Annotated in this window: 12 protein-coding genes and 1 tRNA gene; 6 read left to right on the forward strand and 7 right to left on the reverse strand. The window is 65.5% G+C overall.

The window, feature by feature from the left end; all coding sequences use genetic code 11:
* Positions 1-16: 16 nt before the first annotated feature.
* Entirely contained in the window at positions 17-1735 is a 1719-nt protein-coding gene (locus AC5P9P_RS14175; protein ID WP_495232878.1) for a serine hydrolase domain-containing protein, read from the reverse strand.
* Positions 1736-1853: 118 nt separating this feature from the next.
* Positions 1854-2495 carry a hypothetical protein gene (locus AC5P9P_RS14180; RefSeq protein ID WP_111128059.1) on the reverse strand — a complete coding sequence of 214 codons (642 nt, stop codon included), beginning with the start codon at positions 2493-2495 and terminating at the stop codon, positions 1854-1856.
* 477 nt (positions 2496-2972) lie between these two features.
* On the opposite strand from AC5P9P_RS14180, the gene AC5P9P_RS14185 reads away from it, so the two are divergent.
* Positions 2973-4796, forward strand: coding sequence for an FG-GAP-like repeat-containing protein (locus AC5P9P_RS14185; protein WP_231522797.1), 1824 nt, complete (start codon positions 2973-2975; stop codon positions 4794-4796).
* A 368-nt stretch (positions 4797-5164) separates the two neighbouring features.
* Here the strand turns inward: AC5P9P_RS14185 and AC5P9P_RS14190 are convergent.
* The 4 genes from AC5P9P_RS14190 to dtd form a co-directional block, all read right to left on the reverse strand.
* Positions 5165-5240: transfer RNA gene (locus tag AC5P9P_RS14190), tRNA-Ile, on the reverse strand.
* A 40-nt stretch (positions 5241-5280) separates the two neighbouring features.
* Entirely contained in the window at positions 5281-5610 is a 330-nt protein-coding gene (locus AC5P9P_RS14195; RefSeq protein ID WP_242899326.1) for a hypothetical protein, read from the reverse strand.
* A 579-nt stretch (positions 5611-6189) separates the two neighbouring features.
* Entirely contained in the window at positions 6190-8043 is a 1854-nt protein-coding gene (gene rpoD, locus AC5P9P_RS14200) for an RNA polymerase sigma factor RpoD (protein WP_005411179.1), read from the reverse strand.
* 89 nt (positions 8044-8132) lie between these two features.
* The gene (dtd, locus tag AC5P9P_RS14205; protein ID WP_005411180.1) at positions 8133-8573 is read right to left on the reverse strand and encodes a D-aminoacyl-tRNA deacylase; all 441 of its coding nucleotides are present in this window, start codon (positions 8571-8573) and stop codon (positions 8133-8135) included.
* 61 nt (positions 8574-8634) lie between these two features.
* Between dtd and AC5P9P_RS14210 the strand changes: the two genes are divergently transcribed.
* The 4 genes from AC5P9P_RS14210 to AC5P9P_RS14225 all read left to right on the forward strand — a co-directional run bounded on the left by AC5P9P_RS14210 (position 8635) and on the right by AC5P9P_RS14225 (position 12868).
* On the forward strand, positions 8635-9555 hold the full coding sequence (locus tag AC5P9P_RS14210; RefSeq protein WP_164133227.1) for a lauroyl acyltransferase: 921 nt from the start codon (positions 8635-8637) through the stop codon (positions 9553-9555).
* 65 nt (positions 9556-9620) lie between these two features.
* A complete protein-coding gene (ribA, locus tag AC5P9P_RS14215) occupies positions 9621-10757 on the forward strand; it encodes a GTP cyclohydrolase II RibA (protein ID WP_495232879.1) in 1137 nt (378 codons plus the stop codon).
* A gap of 75 nt (positions 10758-10832) precedes the next feature.
* Complete coding sequence (locus AC5P9P_RS14220) at positions 10833-11333, forward strand: PH domain-containing protein (protein WP_005414594.1); 501 nt, start codon at positions 10833-10835, stop codon at positions 11331-11333.
* The gene (locus AC5P9P_RS14225; protein WP_049402286.1) at positions 11330-12868 is read left to right on the forward strand and encodes a PH domain-containing protein; all 1539 of its coding nucleotides are present in this window, start codon (positions 11330-11332) and stop codon (positions 12866-12868) included. The genes AC5P9P_RS14220 and AC5P9P_RS14225 overlap by 4 nt, the downstream gene beginning before the upstream one ends.
* A gap of 114 nt (positions 12869-12982) precedes the next feature.
* Here AC5P9P_RS14225 and AC5P9P_RS14230 read toward each other — a convergent pair whose 3' ends face one another.
* Complete coding sequence (locus tag AC5P9P_RS14230; protein WP_241876629.1) at positions 12983-14041, reverse strand: CDP-glycerol glycerophosphotransferase family protein; 1059 nt, start codon at positions 14039-14041, stop codon at positions 12983-12985.
* Between AC5P9P_RS14230 and AC5P9P_RS14235 the strand changes: the two genes are divergently transcribed.
* On the forward strand, positions 14040-14858 hold the full coding sequence (locus AC5P9P_RS14235; protein WP_005414597.1) for a glycosyltransferase family 2 protein: 819 nt from the start codon (positions 14040-14042) through the stop codon (positions 14856-14858). The genes AC5P9P_RS14230 and AC5P9P_RS14235 overlap by 2 nt on opposite strands.
* The last annotated feature ends 42 nt before the right edge of the window (positions 14859-14900 follow it).

Raw genomic sequence — 14900 nt, forward strand, 5'->3', positions numbered from 1 at the left:
ACGCGGCATGCCGCCGTCATCCCTGGCCCACGGGCTGGACGCGCTGCAGACGCAGGTTGCGCCATGTCGGCTGGGAGCTGCGGAAATCCACCGCTTCGCCATCGCTGGTGAACAGCAGGCCTGGCTCCACTTCAGTGACCAGGCGGATGCCATTGATGTACAGCCAGCCCTGTCGCTGCTCCAGCACAACGGACATCGACGGTTTTCCCCATTGGTCGATGCGATAGCGCCCCAGCCAGGGTTGCCAATGGGACGCCTGCGGCCCGGTGGACCCATCGATGGGATCGTTCTGGTCCAGGCTATCCTCGCCGTTCGTACATTCCAGGTGCGCCGGCAGCATCTCCGTCGCCGCATGGTGACGGTACGTCGCAACCTCTCCATCGGTGTCCGCGGTGAACAGTTGGTCGCCGTCGATGGCCGCAAACCGTCTGCCCACAGCTTGCGCCCCACGATGCAGTTGCAGTTCACCGCTTCCGGCAACCACGATCTTCGCCTTGCCGCTGCGCCCTATCCAGTCTCCCGCCATCCGCTGGATCTGGTCCTGGTTCAACCTGATCGGCGCCAGGGACGATAGGGGCACACGCGGCTGGCGGGGCCCGAAACGCGCCGACAGCAGCTGATCGATCAGACGCTCGCCGATGCCGTACCCCGCGGACGTCGCGCGGTTGAACATCGCGGCAAATCCAGCGTTGGCCTGCCTGCAGTAGGTGAACACGCACCCGAATCCGAAGCCTCCGCCGCGATGGTGAAGCAGCCGCACCGGCGTACTGCCGTAGAGCCGTTCGCTGCGCATTACGCCGAGCCCGTAGTCACCGCCCAGGCCGAAGCCATGCATCTCGTCCCAGAGATGGGGCTCGAGCAGCTGCTGCGCGCCGGCTTGGCCGCCACCGAGCAGGAAGCCAAGATACTTCGCCATGTCGGCAGCACTGGTCCAGACACCTCCCGACACCACCAGCGGCGTCACCGGCGGCACCTGCGCATGGCCTTCCTGGGTTCCCAGTGCCCGCCCCTTGCTTGCCAGGTAGACCGACGCATCGGCCGTACTGTCGTGCATTCCCAGTGGCTCGAAGATCCGGCGCTGCAGCCAGGCCGGATAGCCGATGCCCGCAACCTGCTCAAGGACATGACCGGCAAGGTCGAAGCCCAGGTTGGAATAGCGATAGCGCGTACCCACCGGAAAGCGCAGCCATGTCTGCGAGATGCTGCGGACGTGCGCATCAAAGCCCGGTGACGCCGGTTCGTAATTGTTGCCCAGCGGCGCCTCGTGCGTGAATCCCGCGCGGTTGGCAAGCAGCAGGCGCAGGGTGATGCGCTCCTGCGGGGAATGCTCGAAGCGACTGCGCACGGTGAACGACGGCAGATAGCGGGTAATGGGCGCATCCAGATCAAGGATGCCGTCCTGCACGGCCAACAGCACCGCCACCGCCGCGAAATTCTTCGAGGTGGACTGGATGCTGAACATCGTGCTGGCGTCCGCGGCCGCGCGACCCTGGCCTGATACGTGACCGAAGCCTTCAGTCCAGCGCACCTGCCCGCCTTCGACCAGGCAGACGGCAGCGGCACCGATGCCGCTGCCTTGCATGGCCGAGCGGATCACGCCGCGCTCCGCTTCGATCAGGTTCCCGGTGGTGACGGTGGGCTGCGCCGCCGTGGCAACACCGGTGGGCATGAGCGTGGCCGCCGGAACAGCCGCGGCATTGGCCAGGAAGGTGCGACGACTGAGCGTACCAGGCATCAGATCACTCCACTTCAGGATGCCGCCATCTTCCCGCCAGCAGAAATGGCAGGGCATGTGTCATTCGGCACAGAGTGCGGTGATCGATGGCGCTGCGCCTTCGCTGGCTGAGCAGGCCTCAGCCCGGAGGGTCCGGCAAGCGGATTCCCTGCGCCGAAACAAAGGCGCGGGACTCGCTCCAATAGGCCTGTGGCGGTTCCCGCAGCTCTGGTCGCGCCCAGTAGTCGTTGCCATGCAATGCGCTCATCACATGGCACCAGCCCTCACGCGGATCGTGAACCTGAAATCGCCCGCGATGATGGCGCGGATGATACGCGTAGTGACCAAGCGCCTCCTGGCGCGCTTCATCCGGCGAACGACCCGCCTGATGGACCAGCGTCCATGCACGCATGTGGCGTGCATGCGCGAGCGCGCCCAGGTACTCGTCCTCATCCAGCAGTGGCACCTGCTCACCACGGGCCAGGCACAGTGCGTCCGATTCGGCTTCGTAGTCCAGCGACGGCTCCGCCAGTTCCGGGTGCTGCTGCCAATACCTTTCGCCCTTCATGTGCAGCATCGCCCAGTGCCAGGGCTCGTCGTGGAAGATCAGCGCGTGTTCGTATTCGCGGCCGGGGCTCTGGTCGGGATAGCGCTTCCGTGCCTGTTCGAGCGCCTGCGCCTCGGGCACCTGGCCATAGTGAACCAGGCACCAGGCGAACAGGTGCCGGCTGTCTTCGATTTCGGTGGTGAAGTCTTCCACCGGTGTATCGGTGTTGGGCATGGTCGATCCCTGTGTGCGGATCAGATGGTACCGACGCTGCAGGTCGCGCTGGGGAGCGATGAGACCTGCGATCGGTCAGGCGAGGTCGGTTGGTGGCCCACCAGCAACCGCAGAAACAAAGTAAACAATTGATTTGATTGATATTCAATCCACTTCAATCCACTTTTGACTCACTAATCGACTCACTTCCCGAGCCTCTAGGCCGAGGGATCCAGTTCTGGCATCTAGTCGGTTCGACTATCGTAATCCGCTCTCCGAGACACTTCGCTTGCAATCAATCCGCGGACACGGCTCATCCCCAAGCCCTGGCCACTAAGAAGTCACCGCCAAACTGTCAAACTCACAGGCGGTCGCATCCCGCGGCTCTACATCAGGGAATTGGCAATGTTAAGGAAGCTTGTACTCGCCGCATCGGTTGCGACTTCAGTCGTGTCAGCTGCACAAGCGCAGAATACAGAGAATGAGTGGATCACCGTCATGGAAGAGCATTTCGATGACCCTAGTCTCAGCTACTGGATCCCGTGGGCAGGGGATGTGACCGACAAGTCCGGGAAAGTGTCGTACACCTACAAGCCTGGAAATGCGTTCGTGGCCCAAGGAGATGCTGTCTTCCGCGGTGATGTCCAAGACACCTTCCCGTTCTATCAGACAGGTGGCATCTACTACCCTAGGTACTTCACCTATGGTCGCTACTCTGCCCGTGTGAAAATGACTAACACGCCAGGCGTCATTCCCGCATTCTGGCTGGTGTCATATGGGCCTGCATGCGGTGAGATAGATATCTTTGAGGCCACTGGGCTGCAGAAGTCCGACCCGCGCACGATCAATGTGCAACATTACTGGTTTACGAACCCTGCCGATTGCTCCACCGCAGTGGCGGATGCAACGCTTTCAGCCTACACCAAGCTTGGATCTGTCGACTATTCCAGCAACTATCATGTGTTCTCCGCAGAGTGGAGCCCCATCCACATCGCATACTCTGTGGATGGAGTGGAGTTCTATCGAACAACACTGAATATTCCGAGCGTTCCAATGCTCGTGAATCTGAATACTAATCTTGCACCTCCGACTACAACACCTGGAGGCATCAACAATCGGATGACATCCAACACCGTTCTGCCTGCAGATTTTCATGTCGATTGGGTCAAGGTGGAGCAGTTGGCACCACGAACATGTCCTGCGCGAGGCGATCATGCCGGAAGTCTCCGCCGCGCCAATGGCAGTTGCGCTGCAGTGCGCTCTGTGGACTACAACGGCGATGGTGGCGGCGACGTCATCCTGTACAACCCACCCTCTGGCAGCGCGTCGGTGGCGACCGGACAGCTGGCCCCCCATGCGGGCCTGGTGACCCATTCGCTGACGGATGCCCCCTCGGCGCCATGGGCAACCTCGGCCAAACTGGTCAGTGGCGACTTCGACGCCGATGGGTTCTCCGATCTGCTGGTGCACGGCGGCGACGGTAGCGTACGGCTCCACTATGGACGTCCTGACGCTCGATTCACCGAACATCTTCCATCACGCACTGCATGGAATGTGGGCAGTCAATTGATGGCAGGAGATTTCAACGGTGATGGACGGAGCGACGTACTCATCCTGCAGGACAGCGGCGCTCTCGAGATCCGCTACGGAGGCAGTGATCGCGGATTGCGCTTCGCCCCACAATCGCAACGGCAGGTCGCCCTGGGCAGCCGCCCACATGTTGGCGACTTCAATGGCGACGGCCTTGATGACCTGTTGCTGTATGGACCCAACGGTGAGGTCGACCTCTTCTACGGACAGGCCACCGACGGACTGCGCGCAGAACCCGGTCAGCATGATCAATGGCGGGCTGGCCATACATTGAAGATTGCGGATTTCAACGGCGATGGATACAGCGATGTGCTGATTTATGCCGCCGACGGCGCCACTGAGATCCGCTATGGGCAGATGAACGGCGGTTTGCGCTTTGCACCGAGCACGGCCGACCTATGGTCCACCGGGCACACGCTGTTGACGGGTGATTTCAATGGCGACGGCAGAGACGACGTTGTGATCTATGCAGCGAACGGACACTCCGAAATCCGCTACGGCCAAGCCAGTGATGGTCTTCGGTTCTCCGCGCAGAGCGTCTCCAGCTGGAGCCCTGGGCATCACTTGCTGACCAACGACTTCGATGGCGACGGGCGCACCGACATACTCATCCAGTCGGCGAATGATGATGTGGAAATCCGGTACGGGCAGGCAACGGATGGCCTGCTGTTCTCACCAGCTTCCGCAACCCGCTATAACCCTGGCTGGCGCTTGCATACAGGGACCCGCTGAAACATAGGCCCCGATTGCGAGGAATCGCGATCGGGGCGTTTGCCCATGGAAACCCACTCAAGGTCGTGGCACCCAGCATGCTGCAGGCCGACATGATTGCGGCCGGACGGCACCAAGCCCGTACGTCCCGCCGCAGCGAGAGCGAGCACGATGGCGCCGCGCTACCCCTAGGAGGGCGCCCTTCACAGCTGATGGTTCATTGCCCCCAGACAAAGGTGAGAGACTGTGAGTCGTCCAGGGCCTCTCGCCCGCCGACACTCAGCCTGACTCACTTTTCTGTGGATGCAATTGGACGCCGCTGAATATCGCTGGATGCGGCCATGAATCAAGCACCACGATGGCCTCAGGGACGCCATTGGACGTCAATGTGGTGGGCCCATCAGGATTCGAACCTGAAACCAAGGGATTATGAGTCCCCTGCTCTAACCGTTGAGCTATAGGCCCTGCGCAGCCTCACAGTGTAGTGGAGGCTGCGCTTGATCGGCTACCCGGCAGCAGCAAGAGCCTCAGCAACCCGCCCCAACCGCTTCTCCGCCACGTCCGTAAACCACAGCTGCCGCCGCAGGTGTGCCTGGAACAGCGCCACCGTCCTCCTGGCCTCTTCCAGCCCCTTCTGCTTGTCGCCGCCGAAGCCCGCAAGCAACCCAGCACCCGACTGCGTCAGCAACGCCAGCGTCGCTCTTCGGGCGAATCCCGGTGAATCCTCGCGCTCGTCGCGCATCACATCTTCCCAATCCAGTAGCGGCGCAAACGCGCAGTCATGCGCGTCCGATTCACGTCTACCGTGCCCGGCAGCAATTTCCGTCAGCTCCATACTCACTCTCCTACGATTCGTTGTACCTCTTCCGCCCCCTGTTGAGAGAGGCGACCGGGCGCTTCAACACGGTCGTAGGGCCGCCCGCAGCTTTCCCCCTTGCAGGGTCTTGTATGGCTGCGCGCCACCCGGCCAGAAACCCTTGGGCTCACCGAAATGGCGAGAGTTGCGGTTTGACCTTGGATTGCCTGCTGTTGCGGCGGACAGTCCGCCTACGACGGTGTGTTGAGCACCTGGGGAGGACTGTGTGGAAGGAAGGCTAGAGGCTTCAATTGGTGAATGCGACATTGCGTGCGCTTATCACTCACATGCGGCTACTCATTTCATTGAGGCACTTGGGGTTTCGGCTGAATGACCACTTCCCCCGGCAGCGAATCGCAGCGAAGGCCTCAACAATTCTCGGGCCAGTTGCGTCACAAGGTGCGGCAAGCAGCCGACGCCCGTTAAGAAGACCCGCCGGATACGTCATCACGAACAGCAGCCGAGCATGGCTCGACTCTACAGAAAGCACACACCCCCCAAAAAGAAAAACCCCGCACCAGGCGGGGTTCCTCTCAACGCTTCAACAGCCGCTGGAAATCAATCGATATCCAGGAAGCTGCGCAGCTGCTCCGAGCGGCTCGGGTGACGCAGCTTGCGCAGGGCCTTCGCTTCGATCTGGCGGATGCGCTCGCGGGTAACGTCGAACTGCTTGCCGACCTCTTCCAACGTGTGGTCGGTGTTCATGTCGATGCCGAAGCGCATGCGCAGCACCTTGGCTTCCCTCGGGGTGAGGCCGGCCAGGACGTCGCGCACGGTTTCAGACAGATTGATGTTGGTGGTGTTCTCGATCGGGGACTCCACGTTGGTGTCCTCGATGAAGTCGCCCAGATGGGAATCCTCGTCGTCGCCGATCGGGGTTTCCATCGAGATCGGCTCCTTGGCGATCTTCATCACCTTGCGGATCTTGTCTTCCGGCATGTCCATTTCCTTGGCCAGCTCCTCCGGCGTAGCCTCGCGGCCGTACTGCTGGAGCATCTGGCGGGAAATGCGGTTCAACTTGTTGATCGTCTCGATCATGTGCACCGGAATACGGATGGTGCGTGCCTGGTCGGCGATCGAGCGGGTGATCGCCTGGCGGATCCACCAGGTGGCATAGGTCGAGAACTTGTAACCGCGGCGGTATTCGAACTTGTCCACGGCCTTCATCAGGCCGATGTTGCCTTCCTGGATCAGGTCGAGGAACTGCAGGCCACGGTTGGTGTACTTCTTGGCGATCGAGATCACCAGGCGCAGGTTGGCCTCGACCATTTCCTTCTTGGCCTTGCGCGCCTTGGCTTCACCGTAGGCCATGGCACGGCTGATTTCCTTCAGCTCTTCCAGGTCCAGCTGGGTCAGCGTCTCGATGTCGATCGTCGCCTGCTGTTCGGCAATGATCTGGTCCTTCACTTCGCGCAGCGCCGAGGACCACTTCTGCTTGCGCTTCAGTGCGTCTTCCACCCACTCGAGGTTGGTCTGGTTGCCTTCCCAGGAACGGATGAAGTCCTTGCGCGGCATGCGGGCGGTAACGGTCGCCAGGTTCAGCACGCGGCGCTCATGGGCCTTGATCGATGCCATGGTGTCGCGCAGCTGCTTGGTCAGCACGTCGGTCAGCGGCAGCGGCAGCTTCAGGGTGACGAACACCGCCGACATTTCTTCGCGCAGGCGCGGCAGGTTCTTCTTGTCGCCCTTGGTCGCGGCCTTCTTGAAGGCGTTGAAGGCATCGCTCAGCGCCTGCATGCGCGCGGCGACTTCCTCCGGATCCGGACCGGTCGGTGCGGCTTCTTCATCGCCACCGTCGACATCGTCGTCCTCGTCCTCGTCGCCTTCGGCGTCCGCATCGGCGCTGTCATCGGCAGCGACCGCCGGCGGCGCCGGCTCTTCGTCGACCAGGTCGTTGAAGCCGACGATCACTTCGGCCAGGCGCTTCTTGCCTTCCTTGTGGGCTTCGTAGTCGTTCAGCAGCGACTCGACCGAAACCGGGAACTGGCCCAGGGCCGCCTGGACCTGCGAAAGGCCTTCCTCGATGCGCTTGGCGATGGCAATTTCGCCTTCGCGGGTCAGCAGCTCGACGGTGCCCATTTCGCGCATGTACATGCGCACCGGGTCGGTGGTACGGCCACCTTCGGTGTCGAGCGCGCTCAGCGCAGCGGCAGCTTCTTCAGCCGCGGTGTCATCGACTTCGCGGTTGCCGGTGTTGCCATCGTTGAGAAGCAGGGTTTCCACATCCGGCGCAACTTCATGGACATCGATGCCCATGCCGTTGATCATGCCGATGATGTCTTCGATCTGTTCCGGGTCGACCATGTCGTCCGGCAGATGGTCATTGACTTCGGCGTAGGTCAGGTAGCCCTGTTCCAGGCCCTTGCTGATCAGTTGCTTGATTTCGGATTGGGCAGGACGTTCGTTGGCCATGTAGTGCTCGCGCCACCGGCAGGGAGAAATAGGGAACGTAGCATTATACCAGCCCGGGGCCCTGCCTGCCGGGCGGTGGTCCCGCAGGCTCAGGGCCGGAGAAGGAAGGTCACGGGACCGTCATTGACCAGGCTGACGACCATATGGGCACCAAATCGGCCCGTTTCCACCCCTGGCGCGTGATTTTCACGACAGATCTCAACAAAACGGTTGAACCCGCGTTCAGCCTCTTCCGGCGGCGCGGCCGTGGTGAAGCTCGGCCGCATGCCCGAACGGGTGTCGGCGGCCAGGGTGAACTGGCTGACCAGCAGCAGGCCGCCGCCGGTATCGCGCAGCGAGCGGTTCATCTTCCCGGCCTCGTCGGCGAATACCCGGTAGCCCAGCAGGCGCTCGGCCATCCGCCGCAACTGGGCCTCGGTATCGCCCGGCTCCATGCCGACCAGGGCCAACAGGCCAGGGCCGATCTGCCCCACGGCCTCATCGTCGACATGGACGGCAGCCTGGCTGACACGCTGGATCAGGACGAGCATCGTGGGCTTCCAATGAACAGGGCCGGCCACGATAGCAGCGCCCTTGGCTAAACTGGCGCCGATGAATCCGCAACGCAAAGCCCGGCTGGTCTACCGCGCCACCACCCTGTTCGCCCGCCTGCCCTGGCCGCTGCTGCGGGCGTTCGCGCGCGCCCTGGCGTGGGCATGGATCGCCCTCAATGCCCGTGAGAGCCGCGTCACCCGGCGCAACCTGGAACTGGCCTACCCGGAACTGGATGGCGCCGCGCGCGACCGCCTGCACCGTGATCTGCTGCGCTCCACCGCGCTGCAGGCCATCGAAACCCTGCGGCTGTGGAGCCAGGCGCCGGCCGACAACCTGCGCCTGCACCTGAAGCAGCGCCATGGCGAGGCCCTGTACGACGCCGCCCTGGCCAGCGGCAAGGGCGTGATCGTGGCCGCGCCGCACTTCGGCAACTGGGAGCTGCTGAACCAGTGGCTGGCCTCGCGCGGGCAGATCGCCATCGTCTACAAGCCGCCGGAGGACGAGGCCAGCGATGCCTTCCTTCAGCTGGTGCGCGGCGGCCAGAACGTACAGCAGGTGCGCGCCGAAGGCCCGGCCGTGCGCCAGCTGTTCAAGGTGCTCAAGGACGGCGGCGCCACCGGCATCCTGCCCGACCAGCAGCCCAAGGCCGGCGATGGCGTGTTCGTGCCGTTCTTCGGCGTGCAGGCACTGACCATGACCCTGGTCAACCGGCTGGCCGAGCGCACCGGCGCCACCGTGCTGTATGGCTGGTGCGAGCGCGTTGGGCCGGACATGGAATTCGCCCTGCACATCGAGCCGACCGACCCGGCCGTGGCCGACCCGGACCCGCAGGTGGCGGCCACCGCGCTCAACGCCGGCATCGAGCGCATCGCCCGCCGCGACCCGACGCAGTACCAATGGACCTACAAGCGCTATACGCTGCGGCCACCGGGCAGCGGCGAGGAAGACCCGTACGCGACCGAAGAGCATCCGCACTGACGGCCGCCTGCGACCACTGGCCGCACCACGTTGAATACGACGCCGGCGCCCCCATAGAGACTGCGATGTCCGCCTCCCCCGGTCCTGCCATGCCTGCTGCCTCTTCCCTGTTCGGCGATCCCGCCGCGATCCGCTGCGAACGCGCGGTGGCCGAACTGCGTGCCGGTCGCCCGGTACTGCTCCACGATGGCCAGGGCCAGCGCCTGGCGGTGATCGCGCTGGACAGCGCCACTGCCAGCAGCTTTGCCACGTTCGCCGGTGCCGCGCGCGAGCGCCACTACCTGTTCCTGACCGCGACCCGCGCCCGCGTGCTCGGCGTGGAAGCACCGGAAGGCGCGCGCCTGCCGCTGGCTGGCATTGCCTTCGATACCCTGCCCTCGCTGGGTTACCTGCGCGAGCCCGGCCCCATGCCCGACGGCTGGGCGGCCGGCGACGCCTTCGATGCCGGCGCGGTGGAGCTGGCCCGCCTGGGCCTGCTGCTGCCGGCGATGGTCGCGGTGCGCCTGGACGTGGAAGACCACACGTTCGACGGTGCCGCCGAGGTGGCCCTGTGCGACCTGGCCGAAGGCGCAGCACATGCGGCCCACGACTACGAACTGGTGGCGCGTTCGCCGGTACCGCTGCGCGACGTCGGCATGACCACCTTCGCGGTGTTCCGCGGCGGCGTGGCCCAGCGCGACCAGGTCGCGATCATCGTCGGCGAACCGGACCTGTCGTCGGTGGTACCGGTACGCGTGCACTCCTCGTGCCTGACCGGCGACCTGTTCGGCTCGCTCAAGTGCGACTGCGGCGACCAGCTGCGGCGCGGGCTGCGCAAGCTGAAGGAACTGGGCGGTGGCGTGCTGCTGTACCTGGACCAGGAAGGCCGCGGCACCGGCATCGCCGCCAAGATGCGCGCCTATGGCTACCAGCACGACGGCCTGGATACCATCGACGCCGATGCGCAGCTGGGCTTCGGTGCCGACGAGCGGCGCTACGGCAGCGCGGTGGCGATGCTGCGTGGCCTGGGCATTTCGCGCGTGGCGCTGCTCAGCAACAACCCGACCAAGGCACAGCGCCTGCGCAATGCTGGCATCGAAGTGCTGGACTGCATTCCGGTCACCGGCGAGATCACTGCCGAGAACGAGAACTACCTGCGCACCAAGGCCGACCGTGCCGGCCACCTGCTGGATGTCGATGCGCTGATCCAGGCTGCCCAGTAACGCAGCCGACCTGCTACCGTCTGCGCGGTGCGGCCACGGCCGCTACCGCCCGCCCTGCTGCCTGACGGAGCCCGCGTGACCGACGCCACGATTCCTGCACCACCCGCCACCGACTGGCAGTCACTGCCGCAACGCGCAGCCCGCCTGGCCGCACTGGAAGGTGCCTTTGGCGGCCTGTTCGTCCCGGGCCTGCCACTGGCGGCGGCGGCGTGGTTCTTCGATCTGCCCGGTGGCCTGTGGACCGCTGCAGCCGGGCTGCTGATGGGTGTGGCTTTTGGTGCGTGGCTGGGCCGTCGACGCCTGGTCCGCACCCGTTGGCGGCTGGACGCACAGGGCCTGGGCCTGCGCCGCGACCTCATGTGGCAGCTGGAGACGCGCATCCCGCTTTCGCGGGTGCAGCATCTCGATCTGCGCCGGGGCCCGCTGGAGCGCCGTGCCGGCCTGGCCACGCTGATCGTGCACACCGCCGGCACCCGCATGAGCGCGGTGACCGTGAGCGGCCTGGACCAGGCCGACGCCGAGCGCCTGCGCGACACCCTGTCCCACCAGCTCGACCAGGACGCCGACGCCCTGTGAGCCTGCCGCCGCCCCTGCCTGCACCGCTGCCCGCCGGTACCGAGGACCACCGCCTGCACCCGTGGTCGTGGCTGTTCGTGCTGCTGATGCAGCTGCGCCACTACTTCCTGCCACTGGTCGCGCTGCTGGTGTTCGGCCAGCGCGGCGACCGCGATCCGATGTGGGCGCAGCTGATTCCGCTGACGGCAATTGCCGCCCTGGTCCTGGTGTCGGTGCTGCAGTACCTCAGCTACCGCTACCGCATCGGCAGCGATGCGATCACCGTGCGCAGTGGCCTGTTGGCGCGCAACCGCCGCGAGATCCCGTTCGCCCGCATCCACAACGTGGAAGTTCGGCAGAACCCGCTGCACCGCCTGTTCGGCGTGGCCGAACTGCGCCTGGAATCGGCCGGCGGTGTGCGCCCTGAAGCGGAGATGCGGGTACTGAAGCTGGACCAGGCACTGGCGCTGGAACGGCTGGTCCGCCAGCGCGGGCAGGCGCCGCAGGCCAACGACGCCGTCGATGCACCGCCCATTGCCGACGTCGACAGCGAACGCGTACTGCTGCGACTGTCCAGCTGGGACGTGGTGCGCATGGGACTGCTCTCCAACCGCGGCTGGGCACTGGCAGTGGCCGCGTTCGGCGTCCTGTTCCAGACCGTGCCGCGGCCGGTGATGGACGATGCCATCCAGCGCGGCGGCCGCGAGGCCTTCGGCTATGCCAGCCACCTGCATCCCGGCGTGACCGGCGCGTTGCTGCTGGCGGCGGCGGCCCTGCTGCTGGGCTGGCTGGCGCTGCGCGTGCTGTCAGTGGTGCTGACCCTGTTGCGTTACCACGGCTTCACCCTCGTCGAGCAGGACCGCCGCCTGACGGTGTCGGCCGGGATGCTCAGCCGCACCCGCAGCAGCGTGGCACGTCGCCGCATCCAGGCCTGGACGCTGCGCGAAGGCACCCTGCAGCGCTGGTTCGGGCTGCGCCAGCTGCGCATCGACAGTGCCGCCGGTGGCCCTTCGCGTGATGAGGACCGCGCCCTGCGCGAACTGGCGCCGCTGGCAACCCGCGAGCATTGCACGCAACTGGTGCAGCACCTGCTCCCCCAGCTGCACTGGCCACCGGCGCAATGGCAGTCCATCCCGCAGCGTGGCTGGTGGCGGCTGTGCCTGGGCGCGCTGCTGCTGGTGCCGCTGCTGGCCGCCGCCGCGTACTGGCGCTGGGGCCCATGGGGCCTGGTCGTGCTGGCCTGGCTGCCGGTCGCGTTGTTGGTCGCACACCGTCAGATGGCACGCATGGGCTGGTATCTGGACGAGCACTATGTGGCCGTGCGCGGCGGCTGGTGGAAACGCTGGTGGCGCTGGGCCGAGCTGGACAAGGTGCAGGGCCTGCGCCTGCAGCGTTCACCGCTGGACAAGGTGCTGGGCACCAGCAGCCTGCAACTGGATACCGCCGGTGCGCATGGCGACGTGGCACTCACCCTGCACCATCTGCCGCAGGCACAGGCACAGCAGGCGATGGATCAACTGGCGGCCGCGCTGGCGCGGCGCAAACTGCGCTGGTGATGCGGGGTCGGATCCCGGCCTGAATCAGGTCGTGCCGGCCGCTGGCCGGCAACTGCACATCCCCCGGTTTGCCGGCCAGCGGCCGGCACTACCGCGAGCAGGGTCAGCGAGGCATCATCGCTGCGAGGGGCCCCAATAGCCCAGGTCCCTTCGGATCTGCAGATCGCGCACCCAGCTGCCGAGAGGCTTGCGGCGCAGCGCACCCATTTCACCGGACAGGAAATCCTCGGTGGCCGCGATTACCCGCTCGCTGGACAGGCCGTCGCGGTACGGATGGATGGCATCGGCGTAACGCACGATTTCCGCCTGCAGCGCGGCATCCGGCTGCAGCGCGCGCTGCAGCATCGCCGGCAGCTGTGCCGGGTCGTCGAAATCAATCATGTGCGGCTTCGGCACGCGGTTGCGGAAGGTCACCACCGGCTTGTGCTGGACGATGAACTCCGAAACGATCGACGAGGTGTCCGACACCAGCACATCGGCGGCGCGCTGCGCGGCCATCACCTGCTCCGGCTCGATGAAGCGGGCATTGGCACCGGCCAGCGCGCGGTAGCGCTCGAACAGTTCCGGCGGACATTTGGGATGCAGGGTCAGCAGCCAGTAGCGCCCACCGGCAGCGATATCGGCGGCGATCTGCGCATGCAGGTGCGGTGCCGCACTCAGCCGCTCGGTGAAGGTGGAACCAAACAGGATCACCGGGCGATCGCCGGCCGGCGCGCGCAGTGCGGCGCTCTCGCCACCGTCATCGCGGAACAGCGGGTCCAGCTTCGGCCAGCCGGTCTCGGCCACCGCGAAATGGCCCTGCTGGGCCGCGATCTCGCGGAACGGTGTGGTGGTGGCCGGCCCCTGCGTGCAGTACAGGTCGAACATGCCGCGCACCCGGAAGTGGCCGCGCGCGCTGTCGCGCTTTTCCACATTGAAGCCATGGAACAGCTGCACCTTGGCCCCCGAAAGGAAGGTCGGCACCCAGTTCGCCGCGCTGAACACCGCCCGCGGGCGCATTGCCAGGGCCTGCTTCAGGCCGACGTTGGCCACCCCCGGCAGGCTGCTGCCGGCCGCGCCGCCTTCGAACCAGGCCGCAACCTCCTGCCCGGACGCGTGCAACGCCTGCGCCAACGGGGCGAGAATAGGCAGCGCATAGCGCTCCGTCGCAAACAACAGGTACCCGGCCATCATGTCCTCCACGACCGCTCCCATCGAACGGCCTCGCATCTCGGCGTGCATTATCGCGTTCAACGAGGCCGGGCGCATCGGCGACTGCCTGGCCTCGCTGGCCTTCTGCGATGAGATCGTGGTGGTGGACTCGCAGTCCACCGATGCGACCGTGGCCATCGCCGAGGCGGCCGGTGCCCGCGTGCTGCAGCGTCGGTTCGAGGGCTTCCGCAGCCAGAAGGCGTTCTGCGTCGAGCAGGCCAGCCACGACTGGGTACTGTGCCTGGATGCCGACGAGCGCATCAGCCCCGAGCTGCGTGCGGCCATCGAACAGGCCCGTGACGGCGGCTTCGCCGGCCACGCCGGCTACCGCTTCGCCCGCCTGTCTGAGTACTTTGGCAGGTTCCTGCGCCACGGCAATGCCTACCCGGACCGGGTGATGCGCCTGTTCGACCGCCGCCAGGGCGGCTGGCGCGGCAAGCGCGAGATCCACGAGGCGGCCAGCGTCGACGGCAGCGTCGGCACCCTGCGCGGCGATCTCATCCACTATCCCTATCGATCGTTGCAGCAGCAGCTGGCCAAGACCGAGAAGTATGCGCGGATGATGGCCGAGCACGAGTTCGCGCGTGGCAAGCGCGCCACGCTGGGCAAGCTGGTGCTGGCGCCGGCCTGGCGGTTCTGGCGTGGCTTCCTGTTCCGCGGCGGCTTCCGCGACGGCTGGCACGGCCTGGTCTATGCCTATGTGCGTGCCAACTACGTACGGCAGAAGACCATCATGCTGTGGATGCTGGGCAACGGCCAGGCGGTGGCCGATCCTCCAGCCCCTGTGGAACGGCCCTGAGCCGGCTGTGTCACACTTGCCGCGCGTTGCCTGAAGATCCCC

It is taken from the genome of Stenotrophomonas sp. YJH_SMC_14-1, from assembly GCF_059372275.1.